This is a genomic window from Leptospira wolbachii serovar Codice str. CDC, from assembly GCF_000332515.2.
In the GTDB taxonomy this organism is placed as follows: domain Bacteria; phylum Spirochaetota; class Leptospiria; order Leptospirales; family Leptospiraceae; genus Leptospira_A; species Leptospira_A wolbachii.
Genome location: NZ_AOGZ02000014.1, coordinates 1,941,201 through 1,962,628 on the forward strand (window position 1 = coordinate 1,941,201; position 21,428 = coordinate 1,962,628).

The 21,428-nt window shown below is 38.6% G+C and carries 20 protein-coding genes; 14 read left to right on the forward strand and 6 right to left on the reverse strand.

Annotation, left to right across the window (positions count from 1 at the left end; genetic code table 11):
- On the reverse strand, positions 1-2,643 hold the full coding sequence (gene pepN / locus LEP1GSC195_RS14590; protein WP_015681350.1) for an aminopeptidase N: 2,643 nt from the start codon (positions 2,641-2,643) through the stop codon (positions 1-3).
- Positions 2,644-2,658: 15 nt separating this feature from the next.
- A complete protein-coding gene (locus tag LEP1GSC195_RS14595; RefSeq protein WP_015680857.1) occupies positions 2,659-4,083 on the reverse strand; it encodes a peptidoglycan recognition protein family protein in 1,425 nt (474 codons plus the stop codon).
- Between LEP1GSC195_RS14595 and LEP1GSC195_RS14600 the strand changes: the two genes are divergently transcribed.
- Genes LEP1GSC195_RS14600 through LEP1GSC195_RS14610 form a run of 3 tightly spaced genes read left to right on the forward strand, consistent with a single transcriptional unit; the run spans position 4,025 to position 7,779 of the window.
- Positions 4,025-4,531 carry a hypothetical protein gene (locus LEP1GSC195_RS14600; protein ID WP_198012782.1) on the forward strand — a complete coding sequence of 169 codons (507 nt, stop codon included), beginning with the start codon at positions 4,025-4,027 and terminating at the stop codon, positions 4,529-4,531. The genes LEP1GSC195_RS14595 and LEP1GSC195_RS14600 overlap by 59 nt on opposite strands.
- Positions 4,532-4,543: 12 nt before the next feature.
- Entirely contained in the window at positions 4,544-6,151 is a 1,608-nt protein-coding gene (locus tag LEP1GSC195_RS14605) for a GMC family oxidoreductase N-terminal domain-containing protein (protein ID WP_015682192.1), read from the forward strand.
- 44 nt (positions 6,152-6,195) lie between these two features.
- Complete coding sequence (locus LEP1GSC195_RS14610; RefSeq protein ID WP_015682741.1) at positions 6,196-7,779, forward strand: tetratricopeptide repeat protein; 1,584 nt, start codon at positions 6,196-6,198, stop codon at positions 7,777-7,779.
- Positions 7,780-7,850: 71 nt separating this feature from the next.
- Here LEP1GSC195_RS14610 and LEP1GSC195_RS14615 read toward each other — a convergent pair whose 3' ends face one another.
- From LEP1GSC195_RS14615 to LEP1GSC195_RS14630, 4 genes are read right to left on the reverse strand one after another with little or no spacing between them, the layout of a single operon-like run.
- On the reverse strand, positions 7,851-8,567 hold the full coding sequence (locus tag LEP1GSC195_RS14615; RefSeq protein ID WP_015682348.1) for a type I 3-dehydroquinate dehydratase: 717 nt from the start codon (positions 8,565-8,567) through the stop codon (positions 7,851-7,853).
- Between the two features lie 6 nt (positions 8,568-8,573).
- Positions 8,574-9,548 (reverse strand): KpsF/GutQ family sugar-phosphate isomerase, encoded by a 975-nt coding sequence (locus LEP1GSC195_RS14620; protein ID WP_015680726.1) that lies wholly within the window; start codon positions 9,546-9,548, stop codon positions 8,574-8,576.
- Entirely contained in the window at positions 9,545-10,084 is a 540-nt protein-coding gene (locus LEP1GSC195_RS14625) for a UpxY family transcription antiterminator (protein WP_015681212.1), read from the reverse strand. Before LEP1GSC195_RS14625 ends, LEP1GSC195_RS14620 begins: the two co-directional genes overlap by 4 nt.
- A complete protein-coding gene (locus LEP1GSC195_RS14630; protein ID WP_015682005.1) occupies positions 10,071-10,637 on the reverse strand; it encodes an LIC_10042 family TonB-like protein in 567 nt (188 codons plus the stop codon). Before LEP1GSC195_RS14630 ends, LEP1GSC195_RS14625 begins: the two co-directional genes overlap by 14 nt.
- Between LEP1GSC195_RS14630 and aroC the strand changes: the two genes are divergently transcribed.
- From aroC to LEP1GSC195_RS14685, 11 genes are all read left to right on the forward strand, one after another.
- Positions 10,628-11,764 (forward strand): chorismate synthase, encoded by a 1,137-nt coding sequence (aroC, locus tag LEP1GSC195_RS14635; protein WP_015682599.1) that lies wholly within the window; start codon positions 10,628-10,630, stop codon positions 11,762-11,764. The two genes, LEP1GSC195_RS14630 and aroC, sit on opposite strands and share 10 nt — an antisense overlap.
- 16 nt (positions 11,765-11,780) lie before the next feature.
- A complete protein-coding gene (locus tag LEP1GSC195_RS14640) occupies positions 11,781-12,521 on the forward strand; it encodes a response regulator (protein ID WP_015681025.1) in 741 nt (246 codons plus the stop codon).
- Between the two features lie 54 nt (positions 12,522-12,575).
- Positions 12,576-14,024: a 2Fe-2S iron-sulfur cluster-binding protein gene (locus LEP1GSC195_RS14645; protein WP_040506791.1), complete on the forward strand. Its 1,449-nt coding sequence runs from the start codon at positions 12,576-12,578 to the stop codon at positions 14,022-14,024.
- Complete coding sequence (locus LEP1GSC195_RS14650; protein ID WP_040506793.1) at positions 14,011-14,538, forward strand: NuoI/complex I 23 kDa subunit family protein; 528 nt, start codon at positions 14,011-14,013, stop codon at positions 14,536-14,538. The genes LEP1GSC195_RS14645 and LEP1GSC195_RS14650 overlap by 14 nt, the downstream gene beginning before the upstream one ends.
- Positions 14,539-14,643: 105 nt before the next feature.
- Positions 14,644-15,723 carry a hypothetical protein gene (locus LEP1GSC195_RS14655; protein ID WP_015681608.1) on the forward strand — a complete coding sequence of 360 codons (1,080 nt, stop codon included), beginning with the start codon at positions 14,644-14,646 and terminating at the stop codon, positions 15,721-15,723.
- 72 nt (positions 15,724-15,795) lie between these two features.
- Positions 15,796-17,010 carry an acetyl-CoA C-acetyltransferase gene (locus LEP1GSC195_RS14660; protein ID WP_015680863.1) on the forward strand — a complete coding sequence of 405 codons (1,215 nt, stop codon included), beginning with the start codon at positions 15,796-15,798 and terminating at the stop codon, positions 17,008-17,010.
- Positions 17,011-17,188: 178 nt separating this feature from the next.
- Entirely contained in the window at positions 17,189-17,524 is a 336-nt protein-coding gene (locus tag LEP1GSC195_RS14665) for a Zn-ribbon domain-containing OB-fold protein (RefSeq protein ID WP_015681379.1), read from the forward strand.
- Between the two features lie 202 nt (positions 17,525-17,726).
- Positions 17,727-18,065, forward strand: coding sequence for a hypothetical protein (locus LEP1GSC195_RS14670; protein ID WP_232227806.1), 339 nt, complete (start codon positions 17,727-17,729; stop codon positions 18,063-18,065).
- A 133-nt stretch (positions 18,066-18,198) separates the two neighbouring features.
- Entirely contained in the window at positions 18,199-18,618 is a 420-nt protein-coding gene (locus LEP1GSC195_RS14675; RefSeq protein WP_015682382.1) for an acyl-CoA thioesterase, read from the forward strand.
- 246 nt (positions 18,619-18,864) lie between these two features.
- On the forward strand, positions 18,865-20,616 hold the full coding sequence (locus LEP1GSC195_RS14680; protein ID WP_015681909.1) for a hypothetical protein: 1,752 nt from the start codon (positions 18,865-18,867) through the stop codon (positions 20,614-20,616).
- An 89-nt stretch (positions 20,617-20,705) separates the two neighbouring features.
- Positions 20,706-21,260: a hypothetical protein gene (locus LEP1GSC195_RS14685; RefSeq protein WP_232227807.1), complete on the forward strand. Its 555-nt coding sequence runs from the start codon at positions 20,706-20,708 to the stop codon at positions 21,258-21,260.
- Positions 21,261-21,428: the final 168 nt, after the last annotated feature.

The window sequence follows — 21,428 nt, forward strand, 5'->3', positions numbered from 1 at the left end:
TTAGTTGTTAATGAGTTCTTTATGTTTGTTTTTGATTTGGATGCACTTTTTTTCTGAATCAATTTGTTTCAAAAGAGTTTTTTTGACAGGTGCGGGAAGCCTTGGATGGTTACCGGTAAACTTCTTTAAAATAAGTAGTGTTTCATCAGTGCAAAAATCGGGTGCCAAACTTTTGGCAAATGCATCCAAATAGTTTTCATCTTCACCTCTATTGAATCTATCAAGTGCATCAAAATACGTATCTAAAAAACTCAATTGGATGTCTTTTTGGTGTTCGGGGAATAAAGAGTAGGAAACCACTCGTAGAGTTGAGGATGAGAATTTACTAGACTTCGGATTCAAAAGAATTTGAATCCATTTTTCTTTTACGGAGCGATTGGGTTCTGCCCCTTCGGCCGCCAAACTGGAGTTCACTCCTCGGCTAGAAGGATCTACTTTTTTCTCTCGATCGATGATGGATTGGATTTGGGTTCTATCTTTTTCTACGGAACTGAGTTTTACAATGAGACTCCATCGTAGATCCTGGTCGATTTTCAATCCGGGGATAGAGAGTTTATTCTCCAAAAAGTCGTATAAGCGTTTTTTCGCAGTCGTTGTATAAGTAGAATCAATTAGCGAGATAAACAAATACCTTTGTTCATCACTTCCCGGTTTTGCTTTGTTTAGTTCTTCCCATAAAAAACTTTGTAAAGCATCGAAGTCACGAATTCGTTTCTCTTCGGGAAACCAAAAACGACTGGTTACGTAAGTAGAACCGTTGTCGCCAGACAAACGAGATAAAATCCAACGTCTGTTTTTCGTATCTGATTCTTTTGGATAAAGACGGACGGCAGTGTCTTTGAATTCATCAAACGTAATATTTGCAAGTTGCACTTGTCTAAAGTAATCAGTCCACAAAATGAGTTTTCGCATGGGATCTGTATCAAATTCTAAAACATATTCCAAATTTTCTTTGTTAGGTTCTGTCCATTTCCAAATGGCAAAGTCATGATCTTCTGCATTGATAAAACTATAATCGGGACAAGATTTTACAGGAAAAATGGCATTGGTAGAGCGACCGGAATAAATCACTGGAACTTCTTGAAAGGAGAGTTGTTTGTTTGGTTTATCAAAAAAGTAAAGTCCGAGTATAGTTTTATGGTCTCTGAGTTTGTTTTCTAAACCAGGAGCTGATTGGACAATTTTCCAATAGAACTGGTTATCAGCACAAAGTGTTGTTAACTCTACTTGGTTTGTTCCTTTGGTTTCCAACCAATCTTTGGACCATTTTTTCATGGGAAACCCACTGGCAAATTCCAGCTCTTTTAAAAAGTCAGTGAGTGTAGAATTCGAATAGGAATACTTACGAAGGTAATTTTGAACTCCTCTTTGGAAGGCATCTTCTCCTATAAAGTAAACCAATTGTTTGAGAACTGATGCGCCTTTGCCATAGGTGATTCCATCAAATTGGGTGAAGGCTTCTTCTGTATCGGATACTTTTGCTTCTACGGGATGGTTCGTAATATAACTATCTTCTTCATAAGCCCATTGTTTCATTTTTTCAAAAAAACTAATCCAAGTTTCTTTGAATTCGGAATTTTTTGCTTGGGCTAAACTTGCCATATAGGTTGCAAAACTTTCATTGAGCCAAAGTCCATTCCACCATCGCATGGTGACCAAGTTCCCAAACCACATATGTGCGATTTCATGTAAAACTACATCCGAAAGGTTTTCTCTTTGAGATCTTGTCATAGGAGCACGAGAAACAAATCGTTCAGAAAAAGTAACAGCGGCTACATTTTCCATTGCTCCAAAATTAAACTCAGGTACAATGATTTGATCGTATTTTAGGAATGGATAAGGAATTCCAAAATAAGAATTAAAAAAAGCAAAACCTTCTTTAGTAAAGGTAAACCAGTCTTTGGGATCTACATATTTAGCGAGTGACTTTCGAACAAAGAGTCGTAAAGGAATAGATTCAAATTGATCTTCCCAAACTTGGTACGGGCCGGCGTGCAAAGAAAAAACATAAGTGGCGATCTTTGCAGATTCAGGGAACGAATAAGAAATTTCGTCTGGGTTTGTTCCTTTGGATTGGACTTCAGGAAGGGTTGCCGAAATGACCTTCCAATTTTTGGGAACTGTAGTATTCAGTCGGAAGGTAGCTTTTAAGTCGGGTTGGTCAAAACATGGGAACATTTTGTTCGCATGGAAGGCTTCAAACTGAGAATAAAGATACACCTCTTTATCATCTGGATCGGTAAACTTGTGAAGTCCGTTTCCCGTTTTGGCATAAGGGGTTTCAAACAAAACAGTGAGAGTATTATTTCCAATCATCAAACTGTTTGCTGGAAGTTGGATGTGGCCGTTTTTGTAAGGAAGGTTGGTTAAATCTTCTTCATTAAGAATGATGGATTTGATTTTTCCTTCATAATAATCCAAACGTAGGTCTTTCAGTTTTTTCCCAAAAAATCGAATTTTGACCTTTCCTTCGAATGAATCTTTTGGACTCAGATGGACATCTAGTTCATAATGAATGTCTTCTAAAATTTCAAATCGACTTTCAGCCTCACCTTGTGTTAGGTGGTAAACTGGTTTTTTCAGACGGCAATCCAAAACCAAAACGATAGAAAGTAGGGAAAGAATTTGTAAGATTTGTTTCATAGAGGCTCCGTCTCGTTATGGTTGAAAGTTACGATATAAAATGGCCCAGTCGATGGACTTTCGATTTTTCCATTCTGGTTCGCTATAGTATTTGCCACCAATGGAATTTAGGATCATTTCCATATAATCTTCCCCTGGATCAAAGTCTTTTGCGTTTAAGAAAATGGAACCACCCCATTTTTTTTTGGCTTGGGTATGGCTAAAGACACCTACTAAATCTTCGACTTTTTCATTAGAAAGGGGAATCTTATATTTGGATGTGAGTTCTGTCACAAGTTCTTTGACAGTTTGGATTTGGTCTGGTTGTTTTAAAAGTTCTTCTGTGTCTTTGGCCACAATTTCAATTTGGATACAATTGTCGTTAGTGCCAGTAGCAGCAGCAGCCCTGTCTTCTAAAACATCCACCAGTTGGTAGGCCTTTCCATTATTGTCTACCATGATGGATGCAGTTAGATTTCTTGCCTCAAGTGTACGCAGGGATTTAAAATATTCGGAAATGGCAGTATAGTGCAAAACCACACAACTGGGTTTTATTTTTCCTCGGAACAAATATTTGACTCTGTATTCTTCGGGAGGGAAACCTTTCTCATCTTTTTCAATTTTTGATATGTTGATCTTTTCTGCTTTTGTGATCCCTCGGCCATTAGTGGGTTTGAAGGTTTCTTTTAGAATTTCTTTGTTTTCTTTTTTTAAGACCCAACCTGTGACAAAACGATCTTTCCAATCATCTTCTTCAAAAAATTTTCCATCAATTTCTGAAAGGATTTGTTTTAGGGCTAGTTCACTTCCGCAAGGTGAAAAATCTACAAAACCACCAAATCTTCGTTTGGTTTGATTGTGAGTGAAAACTCCTCGTTTGGAAATGACATCATAATTGGATTTAGGGATATCAAGTTCCTCTGCCAGATAGGAAATCATTCGGTTCAAAGCACCGCGTTGTTTGCGGTTGTTATACAGAGTTTCTTGAGTGCCTTCGTATACAATATGAATGGATTCTAAATCAATGCCAGGGGCAGCCGACCATTCATGATTTAAAAAATTGGGATCTCCGAAAATAATTCCTTCTGAGTCCACATAGACGTGGAACATAAATTGGTTGTCCACAGAAAGTTTAAGGAAGTCAGGGAGCTTTCTTTTTCCTGAGTTGTGAAGGATGATGGCAGAGATTGATTTTGGATCTCTCTGTTTGGAAAGTAAGTTCCATTTTACATTCTTAATCGACTCTAGTTCGCTATAAGATACCAAACCTTCGATGCGAATGGAAGGATAGTCAGGTGCCTTTCGAAAAATGCCAATACATCCAGTGGAAATAAGGAAAATGAGTGATAATTTTACAAGATTCTGACACAATGGGTTCAAAATCATAGCAAGGAAAAGAGATTTGGAGCCGTATACACCCTTTACTCTATCGCGAAATCGTTTCTTAAAATTTTCTCTCAAATGTTTTGCCCTAACCGCAGTTTCGATTCATGGAGTGAATTGTGGTCCTGGTCTGAACACTCCGGCCCTCAGGGGGATTTCACCAGAACAATACCACAGTTTTCGTAGCTTACAAGAAGTCTTCCTCCAAGACAACCCCATTCCGAATTTTGATCTAGGATTGGCATTGGACCAGTATGTATATGGACATCCGTATCCGATCGAAACTGAAAGCGTTTTACAACTGTTAGCTAGTGTTCCTTCTTCAATTTTAGCAGCAATGGCTCTTGATTTTTCTTTCACTCCAATTGTAAAACTTCCCATGGAAGAGAGAATCAAACGATTGCAAGAGTGGAAACATTCTTCTCTCGGTATCAAACGTGGTGTTTATGCCATCCTTAGGCAAATTTCATTTTTCCTTTTAAGTTCTGACAAAGATTACCAAAAATTTGTCGGTTATATCCAATAAGGCGGACTAGATATGGGAATTCCTATTTTTAACCAAAAAATCATTACTCCAAAAAAACATTCAGAAATTATCAAAGAAAACAAAATCCAAAACGGAAAGTGGGAACTGAGTGCCGATGTTGTTGTCATTGGATCTGGTGCGGGCGGTGCCGTGGCTGCAAGTGAACTAGCACGGAACGGTTGGAAGGTGGTCCTCATTGAAGAGGGGAGTTACTTCACTCCAGCACAATTCAATTCTGATGAATTCATTTCGCAAGCAAGACTCTATCGAGATGCTGGCTTTATTGTTACGGAAGAACAAACATTATCTATTTTGCAAGGAAAGTCCATCGGTGGATCCACAACGGTAAACTGGCAAACATCATTATATCCTCCAGATTACGTAACAACGGAATGGAGTGAACGATTTGGGTGGCAAGGGTATTCAAGAGAAGAAATGGATTCCTTTGTTTCCGAAGTACATGAAAGATTAGGTGTTCATGAAGTTCCTGATAATCTAGTCAATGCGAACAATAATGTCCTTCGTGTTGGTGGAAAAAAAATTGGACTCACTCCACAGGTCCTTCGAAACAATAACCGTGGTTGTATTGGTCTTGGTCGGTGTGGCCTTGGTTGTCCTATCAACGCAAAACAATCGGCTTTTTTGACTTGGATTCCTGATGCGATTGAAGCCGGCGCCATAGTTGTTTCCAATATGCGAGCAGCAAAAATCAAAGAGGGAAAAATCAAAACTGTCATTGCAGAGTTTACACCAGATGCTTATGAAACTGCTCCTTCAGAAGTGATCGAAATTATGGAAATCCAAGCACCGGTTGTGATTGTAAGCGCTGGTGCCATTGAAGGCCCTGCACTCTTACAAAGGAGTGGGATTGGAAATGGATGGGTGGGTAGAAATTTAAAAGTCCATCCTACATCCACTATCTTTGGTAAGTTCGATTCGGAAATCAAAATGTTCCATGGTCCCCCGCAGTCTATCGTGATCAAGGATGGTCACAACCAAAATGGGACTGGTTATGGTTTCTGGTTGGAAGCAGCTCCTTACAGACCTACCCTTGCTTCTTCGCTGGTTCCTTTTTACGGCAAACAACAGTTTGATGTCATGAAAGATTACACCAAATACAATGCAGGGATTGTTCTTGTGCGTGATGGTGCCGATGGGGAAGCCAATGCGAGTGTGAAGTATAGTTTAGGAAGACGAAAGGTCTATTTTGAACTAACACCTACAGACGGTCTCAATATGCTGCGAGGATTGAAGGCCCTGGCAGAAGTGACAGTGGCGGCAGGTGCGAAGGAACTCATCTTTCCTTTCACAAGATTTACAGAGCCTTACAAAGTGACTGGAAACGACAACTTTGATTGGATTTTGAAAGAAAGTATAAGACCGGGGGACCTAACTGTTGGTTCTGCGCATCCGCATGGATCCATTCAGTCAGCAAATGATCCAGAAAAAGGCGCAGTTGATTTAAATTTGGAAATTTATGGCCATAAAAACATATTTGTCATGGATGCCTCAGTTTACCCTACGGGATTATCGGTGAACCCACAAATAACGACTATGAGTATCGTTCTCAGAGCCTCTAGAAATTTGGCCGCACAAAAAGAAGAAAGAACGAAGATCTAACTTTTTTCCAAAAATCCCTTTCATTCCCATGGGTTCCAACTAGTTTGGAATCCGTGCGGAAATATCTTTCCTTAGTTTTTATCTTTGTAATCCTTCACACTACACTCTTCGCCATTGACAGTGATGCGATGAAGGAAGGCAAAAAAGCTTTCTCAAAAAAAGCTTATGGCGAAGCGATTAAAAAATTTACAAAACATGCCGACTCACACCCGCAAGACGGTGAAGCCTATATGTATTTGGGGTATATCTATGAGTATAAAAAAGATTATCCTAAATCCATTCAAAACTTTAGAAGAGCCGCCGATTTGGATTTGGACAAAGACCAAAGAAAAACAGTCCTTCTGAAACTCGCACTTTTTTTTAACTACCACCAAGATTGGAATTTATCTGCAACTTATGCGGCTCGTTATTTGAAATATGATTCCAAAAATGAAGAAGTACAAAAGATATACAACCGCGCTGTGGGAAACAAAGGAAATCCTTCTTCTACACAAAGTTATTCCCATAATGTCAAAGTAGAATCCAAACCTTCGGAAGCAAAACAGTCGGATTCCAAAAAAGATACATCTAAAAAAGTAGAAGAAGTTTCCGATAACGCAGAAGGTACTAAACCAAGCGAGCATTATGAACAAGTTTTAGTAGGCCAACCAAATTTGGAAGATGTACGTTGGGATTATGTTTTAGCATTGTTTGAAGAAAAAAAATATGATCTAGCTGAAACCAATCTAAAGAATCTGATCGAAAAAAATCCATCTCGTTCTAGATACCACTACAAACTTGGGATTGTAAAACTAAGACAAGATGATCCTAAATCGGCAATTGAATCTTTCGAACGTGCCAAAAAGAATCCTTTTTCCAAAGACACAAATGTATTTTTGTATTATGTTTATCTAAACGAAGGAATCGCCTATCAAAAGTTAGCTGAATTAGATAAGGCAGAAACTTCCTTCCAACAAGCATACAAACAACTGCAAAAAGACCCGCCCCTTTTAGCATTAGCAAGATTGTACGAACAAAAATCAGATTGGGAAAATTGTATTTCGTCGGCTGACAAAGCTCTTTCTCTCAATCCAGAACAAATAGAATCCCATATATTTCGTTTTGTTTGTATGTTTGAAGCCGGCAAAAGGACAAAAAAATTCGAAAATAGTTTTGCTAAGTATTCTGAATTTATTGACTCAAAATATCCTGACTTAACCCAAACTCCAGAAAAATACCAAGTGGGTTTTATTAAACTCGCAAGGCGTTATACGGAAACCAATGCATTCGAGAAAGCAGAAACCTATTTTTCATTTTTAGAAAAAGTTCCAGCAAATTTAGAGTCGAGAGAGTTTTTATTCTACCGTGGTCGGAATTATTTTTATTCGGGAAAGGTAGATGCGGCCATTACTATCTTACAAAAAGTTTCCGGTTCCTCATCAGGATACTATCTGCTTGCCAGATGTTATTCTAAAAAAGGGGATCTTACAAAAACCAAAGAACAATTTAAGTTAGCTGCAGATTTAAAACCTGAGTATTGGACTTCTGAATCTTTAGAGAAAGATTTTAAAGATGTTTGGAAAGATGTCAGTTTTCGTGAATTCATTAAAACAAAAGCGGGCACAGTCAGTGCCCAAAGCCTACCTTAATTCCAGGAATCAAACCTAGTTGTATTAACCAACCTCGGATAAGATTCTCTCGCCCGAGGATAGACTACATTCTAATCTTCTTTAGAATCTTTTCCGGAGTTAGGACTTTTAAATAAATCGGCTCTTAGTTTTTTAAAGGTGTCTACTGAGATTTGACCAGGTGCTTTTGCTTCACCCAATGTCATGTAGGTGAAAGATGAGTGAAATTTGTCTCCGAAAACTCGAGAGATAATTCCAAGTTCCCCCATACAGATTCCAATCATAGTATTGGATTTGGATAAAAGTTTAATATCATTCAAAAAATCTGCCGTTTCTTCAATGTCTTCTGGTGTGATGGCAAATTTGAAGATTGGATTTTTCTTTTTTACAGGCTTTGCTTTATTTATGTAATTCGTCATTTCATTGGCAAGGATCGATTTTTTAAACGAATGGTAGGAATAAATAATCCGATAGTTAAGCGTATCATAATTGCGAAAGATGGTATCTTCGCGATTCAATTCGATATCTAAATAATTTGCATTATCATTAAAATCTTTTAGAATTCCTTCTACATCTTCATGGAAGAGTTTTACATAGGAGCGAACACTGCTATCTTCTGCTCTGCGATAAGTAAAAAGCACGGGAAGACCTAAAGCTTTTAGCTTTTTTTTCATTTCTTTTTGGATGTAGTTTCTGGAAAAAAGATCCAATCGGACTTCGATCACGTCGACTTCCTTTACGTCTTTTTTTTGTAAGTGACGAAGATCATCTTCACCTACGGAAGCTATGATTTTGTAAGATTCTGGCATTATTTCTTATAGTCCTTTTTGTAATAAATCGTGAAGGGATATCATTCCTACAAATTGGCCCGTTTCATCCACAACGGGAGCAACGGAAATAGGACGATCCCGACCTTCCATTTTAATTAAAACATCATAAGCTTTTTCTTCAGGTCGAAAACTGCTTGGATTTGCATTCATCATGTCTTTTGCAGTCACAGTTGGTAACAGTGTTTTTTTAGTTAGATACTTTCTGATATCGTAGTCAGTGATTAGGCCAATGAGTTTTGATTCTGAATCCACAACACCCGTGGCACCAATTCCTTTTTCAGTAATTTCTTTGAGAATGGTTTCAAGATTAGCATTTACGGAAATTGACGCGTTTCTTTCTCCTTTTCGCATAACGTCCGATAGGTATAGAGAAAGACGTTTCCCGAGTCGACCTGCTGGATGGTACAAAGCAAAGTCGTTTGCTTGAAAGTTTTTTAATTCCATCAGTGCTACGGCAATGGCATCTCCGAGAACTAGGGCAATGGTGGTGCTTGATGTGGGTGCCAAATCCAAGGGACAAGCTTCTTTTAATACAGGAGTGATGATGACAATATCGGAAAGAGCCGCTAACTTTGATTTAGCGTTTGCAGTGATTCCTACAATTTTTGCTCCAATCTTTCTAAGTGTGGGCAAAATGTAGTTTAGTTCTTCGGATTCTCCACTTTTACCGATAGCAAGGACTACATCATCAGGTCCTACAATCCCTGAGTCACCATGTGAGGCATCGGTAGGGTGTAAAAAATAAGCTGAAGTTCCTGTCGAAGAAAGCGTATGTGAAATTTTTTTGGCAATGTCTCCAGACTTACCAACACCGGTGACAATGACTTTCCCTGATGAATTTAAAATTAAATCGATACAGTCTTTAACAGATGGATCGAGCTGGTCGCGAAAATGAACCAGAGATGATATTTCATCATCGAGCGCTTGTTTTACGATAGATAGTGTATCTTTTTCTTTCATACGAGTAATTCCTCCCAGGCTAAATCATCCACTTTGATTTCATGAGTAATCGCAGTGTCAATGCCTGGAAACCTTAGGACCACTAAGGTTTTATTTTTAACTTTTAAAATTTCCAATGTTTTGCCACTAAACGCTCCACTGACAATACGTACCAGTTTCCCTTTTTCCAAAACCGATTCTGGTCTTACTTTTAGTGAGTCTGCATATTTCTGGAGGCCTTCTTCCAACAGATCTAATTCCTCTTGTGACACCGTTGCTGGTTGGCCCTTATGAAATACAAAATGATGGGAACCAGGTAATTGGAGGACTTTATTTTTATCTCTCCAGAAAACAATTTTTACAAAAATATAAGAAGGGAGTATGGGTGTATGGATCCACTTAAACCTGTCGGTCCATTTTTTTCTTTCTTTGCGAATGGGAACATAGTTTTCTAAAGTATACTTCGTGAGTAACTGACTCAGTTTTTTTTCGGCCCTGGGTTTGGTATACACGATGTACCAAGCACTTTCTTCAATTGGGGGATTAGTCTCGGACATCTAAACGGAACCTAATGGGTAGAACAAATTCTTTACCTTTGGAATATTGGAACTGCCAATCGGCTAGCTGCCGACGCACCTGAAAATCAAAGACCGCATACCTACACGCGGTGACCACTGCAATTTTTTCTAGAGTACCATCTTCTTTGATGGTGAGTTTATAAATGCAAACATCTTCTAATTTCTGTTCCAAAGCGAGTGCTGGGTAACTCAATCGGTTTTGGAATTCGGAGATTTCGTCTTCTAAAGTTTTGGTACCTTCCTCATGCGATGGATTTCTAGAGTCAGACTCAAGGAATTTTCCAATTCCAGAAGAAAATTGTAAATGTATGGTCGATGCGGCCCCACCTTCTTTCCATTTTAAAAATGGCGAATCTATGTCCCTTTGCTGGCTATAGGCAATTAGGGCAAATAGTAACAAGAGGTGAAATCCAAAAGTTATGACCAGAGCCTTATATTTCTGATCTTCAAAGAGAATGTGCATCCCAAGATCATGAAAAACTTTATTGGAGAGAATGCAATCTCCATTTTCATTGTCCGTATATGCCTTCAAGTTGGGGAAAAATTTTTCGAGTATCTACGTTTGGTGAGTCCCACGGAACTTCCGTTGGTGTTGTTGTGGATGGGGTTCCTGCCGGCCTTCCCTTCCCAGAAGAGGAAATCCAAAAAGATTTAACACGCCGTAGACCCGGCCAAAATGATCTCACCACTCCACGTGATGAAAAGGATCGGATGGTTGTGGAATCGGGAGTGTTTGAAGGTAAAACTACAGGTAGCCCTATTCTCATGAAGGTGAACAACCAAAACACGATTGGTAGTGACTACGATGAAATGGCTCACGTGTTTCGGCCTTCGCATGCAGATTATACATATTCAGAAAAGTACGGACATCGTGCCCATGTGGGCGGTGGTAGGTCTTCGGTTCGAGAGACGATCGGTAGAGTGGCAGCAGCGGGTCTTGCTCGAGTCATCTTAGAACGCGAGTTAGGTATTTCTACAGTTGGTTGGGTAGATGCCATTGGCCCCATCGATTCTCATATCAGTGAATCGGAATATCCCATTTCAAGGGATGTTGTGGATAAGTTTCCGACAAGATGTCCTAAACAATCGGCCAATGATGAAATGGAAACTCTCATTCGCAAACTTCGGGATGAGGGAGATTCTGTGGGTGGGGTTGTAAAAATTGCAGTTCGAAATCTACCTCCAGGCCTCGGAGATCCCGTATATGACAAGTTAGATGCAGATTTAGCAAAAGCGATCCTTTCTATTTCTGCTTGTAAGGGATTTGAAGTGGGTTCAGGATTTAGTGGTACTCGCCAAACAGGCAGCATGCACAATGATGAGTTTTATATAGAAGAAGGAACGGGAAAAGTAAAAACTAGAACTAACAATTCTGGTGGGATCCAAGGTGGGATTTCCAATGGAATGGATTTGGTAATTCGTGCTGCTTTTAAGCCAACTTCCACCATTAAAAAAGAACAAAGAACCATTAACGATAAAAACGAAGAAACCATTCTCAAAGCTAAAGGTCGTCATGATCCTTGTGTGTTACCAAGGGCCGTTCCCATTGTGGAAGCTGTGGTAAATCTTGTGCTCGTGGATGCTTACCTTTACCAAAGAGCATTACAACCGAAATGGTTTATGAAATATGCAAATTTAGATTCTATACCAGAACAATAAAGGAATCCTAATAAAGATGAGCCGACCAAAAGTTTACAAAGTCCTCCTCCTCGAAGATGATGAAAGTAGTGCTAAACTATTATTACATACTTTGGAAAGATATAACTTTGACGTCACTCATGTCGTGGATGGAATGTCTGGGCTTACTAAAATCAGAAACAATAGTTTTGATTTGGTGATTAGCGATGTGAATATGCCATATTTGGATGGGATTAGTTTTTTAGAAAAAGGAAAGGATATGTTAAAGATGACGCCGGTCATCATGTTAACTGCGGTAGGTGATAAGGAACAAGTCCGACGAGCTGCTCTTAGTCATGTCACGGCTTATCTTCTTAAACCCATTGCTAACCAAGCTCTTTTGGAAAAAATCGCACAAGTATTGCAGCTAAAACCAGAGAACATCATTGATAAAAAGGAATTTCCATTAGTGATCAATGTCACTGAACTCTCCATTTCTCAAATGCTTTTGGAAATCAAGGGTTGTCCGGGGAAAAAATCCACAGAAGTGATTTATGATCGGTTTATGTTGACTCTGGGTGGTCGCGCCACGTTCTCCAATTTGAGAATCAATCTCGATAAGGCCTTCTTTTATGAAACGAAAGCCTTACAGATATTGGATGACCTCGTAGCAAAAATTATCAAACACACCAATATTCAGGCTAGTTCCTTATTCTTAGAATCCGAATTCTTTAGCGACAACGTAGTGGATTTACAGCCCTATCGCCACCTTTCCGATGTAAATATAATTTCAAAATGAAGGTTTGACAAAAACGTAAGACCTAGGTCTAATCAAACCTAGGGGGCCAGTTCTTTGGTTAAGATAAAGATAGACGGAGTCGAATACGAAGTCGACGAAAAGAAAAACCTCATCGACGCCACAAAAGAAGTCGGAGTCGAAATCCCTTACTTCTGTTACCACCCAGCACTAAGTATTGTCGGTATGTGCCGCATGTGTCTCATTGAAATTGAAGGTGTTCCTCGTTTACAAGCTGCTTGTAACACTCCTGTAAAAGAAGGAATGGGGATCATTACCAAATCAGATCGAGTGATAGAAGCTCGTGCTGGTACTATGGAATTTCTTCTCGCTAATCACCCGTTAGATTGTCCGGTTTGTGATAAAGCTAGTGAATGTCGTTTGCAAGATAATGCATTTGGTTCGGGAACTGGTCATTCTCGATTTGAATTTGATAAACGTAATATTCCTCAAGAAGAGATTGGAACCAATCTCATCATCAATCATAATCGTTGTATTGTTTGTTATCGTTGTGTTCGTTTTGAAGAAGAAAAGGTTGGAGAATCTAATCTTGGTCTTTTTGAAAGGGGAAATCATTCCATCATTGGCCTTGCGAAATCAGAGCCAATCGACCACAACTACCAAGGTGCTTTGGCGGATATCTGTCCCGTAGGAGCACTTCTCAATAATAAAACATTGTTTAAGTCACGCGTTTGGTGGTACAAATCTCATAAATCAGTTTGCCACGGTTGTTCTACGGGTTGTAATGTAACAACGAACGTACGAGACAATAAAATGTATCGTTATATGGTACGTGAGAATTACGACCAAGGAATGTTTTTCCTTTGTGATAAAGGTAGATTTGATTTGGATTGGATGAATGAAAATCGTCTGCATAGTTATCTAGATCACGGGATTCCTTCCACTTCGAAAGAAGTGATTTCAAAAATTGCCGATAGAATGAAATCTGCGAAGTCCATTGCAGTTCTTGGCGGAGCTCATGAATCCAATGAAACATTGGAAAAATTAAAAAAAGGTTTTGCACAGATCTCGTCGGAACTTGGTGGAAAGTCCATCCAATGGGAATCACGTGTGATTGAAGCACAAAACAAAGATACTGAACAGATAGATTTTTTACTCACAAAAGATAATCATCCGAACACACGCGGAGCAATAGAATTAGGAATCACCACACAATCGGGAATTTCTGGAATTATCAGTGCCGTTAAGTCGGGAGTTATTGATTTAGTGATTGTTTTGAAAGAATCTATCCCTGAAGGAATTGATCCGTCCAAAGTGATTGTTTTTGATACTAATTTGACAGAGGCAGCAAAGAACGCTAGTTTGGCGGCACCGATTCAAATTTTTGCAGAAGCAAGCGGTAGTTTTACCAACAAAAACGGTCTCAAACAAAACTTTGAACAGTCTATGAATGCTATCAAAGGATTGTCAACATCGGCAGGAGTTGTCGAATTGATCTTTCAAAAACTGACCGAAAGAATGGAGGCATCCGTTGGGAACAGTTAATGTAGTCAACGTCGCTAAAAGACACCAGTTCTCTTGGTATGAGAAGTTTTATTTTTGGTCTATTGGCAAAGGTCTTTGGATCACACTGAAACATTTCCTCAAGGTAGCTTTGTTTAACAAACAGGTTACCATTGAATATCCGGATAAAAAAAGACAGTATTCCACTAGGTTTCGCGGAATGCACTCGATGAAACGAGATGAACAAGGTCGGGAAAGATGTACTGCTTGTTTTTGTTGTATGTGGATTTGTCCTGCCAATGCCATTCATATCGAAGCGGCCGAAGTTTCTTCGGAACGCCAACACCTCCATCCAGAAGACAAATATGCGAAGAAGTTTGAAATCAACTTACTACGTTGTATCTTTTGTGGACTTTGTGAAGAAGCCTGTCCTAAGGGTGCTATCTATTTGGATGGAACGGGTGAGATGGCGGCTGACAACCGTGAAGATTTATTTTTAACGAAAGAAAGAATGATGGAAAAGACAGGTGGCCCAATTCTCGGCCAAAGGAATTAATTTTATTCTGCCATTTCTACTCTATTCCCCGGTAGATGTTTCCTATAGGAAACCGCCGGGTTTCTTTTTTTTAATTCTGCTTACTGATTTAATCTCATACAATTTGTGAATTTAACTCCTTTGTATTTAAAACATATAAATAGTATTTCTTATATAAAATTCGCAAACATTTTTAATGTAACGAAGTACTCTAAAAATTTTGTTTGTATTTTTGTTTGGTTGGTACTATTTGGATTTCCTTTTGCACTTTCGGCAGAGACCACCATCATCGAAAACGAAGAAGATGAAAAACGTGTTTTAGAAAATCATGCCTTTGAGAAGTTACGATTTGGTCTCGCCAATCATATTCATTATTACAAAGTAAAAAAAACCAAAAACACTGTGGTGGAACAAAGATCAGGTCGTAAACGATTGTACGACCACAATTTGATTCTTCGTTCTATCTTTCGAAATCGAATTTTACACCATGAGTATGGTTCCATTGGACGTTTGTTAGATGGTGCGAGTTTTATTGATTTTGGAAGTGCCATTCTTTATGAAGAAGGTGCTGTTACAGTGCGAGATTTGTATGAGGATCAGTTCCTCTCTCGTTATATCAAAAAAATTGTCGCCACTGATATTAATGACCCGGAATACGATCACACTCGTTATATAGAAATTCATATAACGGAAAGGGATCCTTTTCCCTTTGCCTTCAACGAAATTCCCTACCGCCTGGATGACCCAGAATACATTCGGGTCCTCACAAGGATCTACACTCCGAATGAATTTTCACCGGTGATTTTTCGTAGTACCAATTCTGGGCCTGACTTGTTTTATACGGTGGAAGAGATGCGGGAACATTTCCGTTCGGTTCTGGATGCGAACCCGCACCGAACCATTCTGTACTTCTTCAATCGTTACATTTTCTTCCGAACTCCTTGTGAATCCAAATTTCAACTCCTCGGAACCATCGATGAAAAGGTGGGAGTGAACCATAGTTTCAGCGCTTGGCGCTATGTGGACTGGAACAAACGGGAGTTTTCGGAAGCCATTGATCCCAACTTTCGGTACATTCGAATCGCAGAAGAACGAAATGAAAGCAAAGCAGATCGCTTGGATTCCCTAATTTCGAGCTACAACTGCCAAATCCGAGCGAAAATAAACCACTACCGTCACAAAATCATGAAAACTATGACGAAATGATGATTTTTTTACTTTTCTTGTGGAGCGAACTCTGTACGTTTTTCCTAGAAACACCCAGAGAGAGGTAAACCCATGGGGAATTCCTATATTATTGATGCTGTCCGAACTCCGAGAGGAAAGGGCAAAAAACGCGGGACACTTGCATCCGTCCACCCACAAGAATTAGCTGCCGCCACATTAAAAGCCATCCAATCACGTACCGGAATCGATCCAAAAACGGTTGAAGAAGTTGTAATGGGTTGTGTATCCCAAGTTGCTGACCAAGCTGCATGTATCGCACGTTATGCGGTTATGGCTGCTCATTGGCCAAAAGAAGTTCCAGGTTATACTGTGAACCGATTTTGCGGTTCTGGATTACAAGCATTGAACAACGTGGCAAACCATGTTGGATCAGGAGCTATGGAACTCGGAATCGGTGGTGGAGTAGAATCCATGAGCCGAGTGAAAATGGGTGATGATATGATGGGACGTGATTTTAACGTTGGTAACGATAAAATTGCATCTTATTACAACCTAGTTCCACAAGGTATTTCTGCTGACCTAATCGCAACCAAGTATGATATTTCACGTGAAGAAGCAGATCGTTTTGCTGAATCTTCACAACTTAAAGCACATGCTGCAGTTCAAAACGGTTACTTTAAAAAATCTGTGATCCCAATTACTTTGGATGATGGAACTGTTGTGACTGAAGAAGAGAACCCACGTTTGGAATCGGATTATGCATTCCTTTCTGGACTTGGCCCTGTATTCAAAACCATCGGTGAAAAAGAATTGGATGCCATTGCATTACGTTCTTATCCAGAAGTAACAAAAATCAACCACATCCACACACTTGGTAACTCTTCCGGTATCGTGGATGGTGCTGCTGCGATTCTTGTAACTAATGATGAAGGACTTAAAAAATACGGTTTAAAACCACGAGCAAGAGTTCTTGCAACAGTGGCAACTGGTGAAGATCCAACTATCATGTTGACTGGTCCTGTTTCTGCTTCGCAAAAAGCTTTGAAACAAGCAGGTCTTAGTGTAAAGGACATTGACCTTTGGGAAATCAACGAAGCATTCGCCTCTGTAGTGTTATATGTAAAGAAAACACTCGGAATTGATGAATCCAAAATCAATGTAAATGGGGGAGCGATTGCTCTTGGACATCCACTCGGAGCAACGGGAGCCATTCTTACTGGAACCGTTCTAGATGAGTTGGAAAGAAGAGACCTTCGTTACGGCCTCATCACTCTTTGTATCGGTGGTGGTATGGGTATTGCCACTATCATTGAAAGATTGAAGTAAAACCTTAAAAATTTGAAATAACACGTTTAGATTCCGCACAAGGAATTTAAACGTGTTTCGTTTATTACGCCATTCTCAAACAGAGATTTAGTCCCATCGGTATAGCTGAGACGATTTTACCCTACCCGAGAGATTTAAACGTATTGCATTTATTTCACAAAAAAATGAGTAATGTTCTATGAACGTAACAGAAACTCTACCTGGCACACACTGCAAACAATGTGACTTTAAAGTGGCAGAGGTAACAGAAGGTTGTCCTTCCTGCGGAAGTGAATCCGTAGAAATGGTAGATTTAAAACAGAACGGGATCATCCATTCTTTTACAGTTGTGCATGTTGGTTTTGGTGCTCTGTCCAACCGTGCTCCTTACGTTCTGGCGATTGTTCAAACAGAAGAAAATGTAAAACTTACAACTGTTGTGGATGGTGTAATAGACTTTGGATCAGTAAAAATTGGTGATAAAGTTCGATTCAAAAATGTGGATCCAAAAATTGGCCCTATATTTCAATATTAGGATTTCTCATCGGATTTGAATCTCCAAAACATAGAATCATGTTTAAGGGTTTGAATTTAGGAATGGAAGGCCACCTAATGAAGATCAATTCAAGGCTGATCCGGTGAAAACAAATTCAAAAACCAAACAAAAATATCCCATCCCTTCGGATTTGCTCTCCTCTTATTATTTCAATTTAACGCCCGTAATGCTGGATAAGGTTATGGAAATTCGTGATTGGGTTTATGACCTGTCCGTTGCTGATGCTCGCATCGGAGAGATTGAAGAATGTATCAAATGGGGCCAACCCAGTTTTCTAACACCGATAACAAAATCTGGTTCCACCATTCGGATTGGTAAGGTGAGTGATACGGAATTTGCACTATTCTTTAATTGTAAAACCACCATTGCACAGGAAATTGCGATTGAATTTCCTGAATTAAAATGTGATGGGAAAAGGGCTTTGTACTTTGCAGCAAACCAGAAACTCGCTAAAACCAAAGTGATTTCTTGTTTGCAAAAAGCATTGTTGTATCATAAAAGAAAATCCGACATTCATTAGTTAGGCGTAAATTTTCTTGTTTAAAACGATATGAAACAAATCAGTATAACAACCATCGTCCTTCTTCTTCTTTTCCATTGTGCTGATTCGGAAAGGCAAAACTGTCGGGAAAATTCGGAGTAACTGACTTTCAATGAAAGCAAAGGAAGATTTCCAGCATTCGTTCCGAGTTCGGTATTCGGAAGTGGATTCTCAAGGGATCGTTTTTAACGCAAATTATCTAAACTATTTAGATGTAGCCATTACAGAATATTTTCGTGCCAAGGGCATTTCGTATTCTGAATTTATAGAACGTTTCCAACTTGATTTTCATGTAGTACAATCGTTGATTGATTATCGTAATGGTGCAAAGTTTGATGATCTGTTAAATGTTTTTTTAAGTCCGAGTTATAAATCTTCTAAGATCTATTGGTCGTTTCAAATTTTATGTGAAGGGAAAAAAATTTGTTCGGGGATGCTTACTTATATTACTGTGAGTCATGTAACAAAGAAGATTGTATCATTGCCGGATGAAGTGAGCGAGTTGTTAGAGTTTCAAAAAATTCAAATATAAAAGATTAAATTTAATTTAACCTCCCTTCATTTAAAATCACAGTAAAAATATCATTCTTATTCGAATCATTCTAAACTATGTTTCCAAACAAAAAAAGATAACTCACATCAAAATATCAAAGTTAATCCTCAATCATACATATACCAATTGGTAGATTGGACAAATGGTTCAAAATTTGTTTTTGAATTGACTTATCAATTTATTTCCTTTTAAGATTCCAGACACTTCATTCATAATAGGAAACCTATGATTACCAATAATTCCATAGTACGATTTTCTTTAACCATTCTGGTTTTAGGCATTGCACTTACTAATTGTGCTAAAAAGAAAGTGCAACCATTAGACCCACCCATGCAATTCTATTTCTACAATTCAAAATCAGAATTAGAAATTCTTCAGGATACAAAGTTTCCTGGAAAAATGATCGGAAAAGTAAATGCGAAAGACATTGTGGAAGTAACCGCAGTCATCGAAGTAACAGAAAAAGATTCTACCTTATCTTACTTTGAAGTGTTATGTCCTGAACGATTAAAAGCAGATTGTAATGACGGGAAGGCATATTTCCAAAGTAAGTTTCGATTACATACAAATTCAATCAAATCGAGTGTCAGTGAAGGACATGCTGTTTTTCCAGATATAACAGTTGGTACCATAGTTGCCAAAACAGAATACGTTACATTAAACTCAATACGAGAATGGTTACGTAACCCTGAAAAAATCAAATCAATCGATCTAACGAATGTGAATGATAGCCTTTTCAATACAGCATTGGGAATCGAATTTCCAAAAGTAGATGATCGTTTGAAAGTAGTAAGTGAAATCATTCTTTTGCCAGCACTCAAAGCAAATCCTAATCCAAAAGATACGAGAATGCAATTAATTGCGAAACGTTTCTCAGGCCTTAAAGAAAAAACCAATGGGATCACTTTACCTTCTGGATCATCGACAGATTTATTTGATAAACTAAAAGAACAGCAGGAAAAAATATTAAACCAACTTTTTGTCGAATATCCAGTTCGAGCAGATTCCTACAAAGGATTGGTTTCTCAATTTAATAAGTATAAAAATCAATACTTAGTGACGGAAAAATTATTCCAACTCATAGCAAAAAATGGTGCATATTCGGCAAAGGGACTACCTTTTCAATACTTCTCATATTCTGAATCAAGCCAATCGGCAATGGAGATTGTTAAAAAATTCCAAACAAATATAGATCCTTCTGCAGTTGTAGCCAATGGCAAGTTGGTGTTTAAAGAACATGATGGAGTCTATTTGGAAATCACACAAATGGATGCCAGTGGAAACCTAGGTTCCGATGAAACTTTAGAAGTGATTTCCATCACTGCTGAAGAATCAGGTAAATCAATTGGGTTTCGTATCAAATTGGCTGCTGGGGAACTGATATTGAGTCCACTAGCCACAACAGATCTTTTGTTAACTTCTGGACAAGGATTTAAAGAGTTTTTAGCAACAATCCCAAAGGACTATAAAGAAATTCTGAAAACAAATCCTTATGAAAAAGCACTGGTTCTTATCGCTGCAAAATTTGGTGAAGGTGGGTATGATGAAACGATCGGAGAAATGCAATATCGATTGTATACAACGGATCGTTATTGGATGATTTACGAAATTGTTCGCTCCCATCCCAATATCAAACGTGATAAAGAGTCAAGTGGATCTTTTGTGACAAGTCATGGAAGTGCCGAAGATGGAACGTGTTTCAGTGATTTCCAATGGAGGCAACCGAAGGGTGAGTTTTATATGTCTGGAATTTATTCTGGATGCCAAGGGGAAGGTGGATCAGAACCAACACGCGAAGAGGAATTGTGTTTTTCGGAATCCAAAGGTGATTTGCTACTGATCACTTTTTCTGCAAAAGACTTAAGAGCCGACAAACCAAAAGTAGATTTGGAATTAGAAAGTATGGGAAGTATTTGCCAATATCTCAATCGATTGGTTTTCCAATCGAGACGCTACAATGAAGCAATTGGTGAATAATTAAAAGATAAACTTTGAATGGAAAGAAATTAAAAAAAATATAAAGGCATCGTATGAAGGAATCAATATTTAGAAATTTTAAAATGATAATGATGGTAAGCATTGCAGTGATGTTTATGACAATCCATTGTAAAAAAGAAGTAGAAGGTCCAACGGAAGCGGAGAAAGCCGAAACGTTACGTTTGCAAGAAGAGGAACAAAAAAGAAAAGAGTCTATCATTGTTGGTTTAAAAAAATCAAATGAACCAATTACTTTTGAGAGCATTGAAGAAAACATAGGTGGAATTACGATTACCAGTTGGGGAAGTCTTACAATAGAAGAGGTAAAACCTTTTCCATATTTTTGTGAATCGTCTCCTGTAAATTTTGGTATCAAAATGTATCCTGATTTTACTGTAACTTCGCAAAGTGATTACGATGTTCCGGAATTAAAGGGGGATTGGAAAGTGTTATCAAAAACAAAGGCATCCTTCAATTTAAATGACGGAAGTGGGACTACGACTATTGAAGTTACCGAAAAACCTCAAGTGTTAAAATTATCATTTATGAGCAAAGGAGAAGAGATAGTTCGCTTCCATACTTTTTGTTATGATGAAACCCATAAATTTGCACAAGAAGTTGTGATACCGAAACTTTCTTTGTAAAAAAAGATTTTGATTCAGAATTTTGAATCATTGTGTTCCCGCGCCACTGATTGCAGCGGAAATCCTTTCCGTGTTGGAGGGTAGGTTTGCTACAAATGGATTGGAAAGATTGGAGCGAAAAGCGGGGTCATTATACTTTGAGATTGGGAAACCTCGAACCATTCGAGG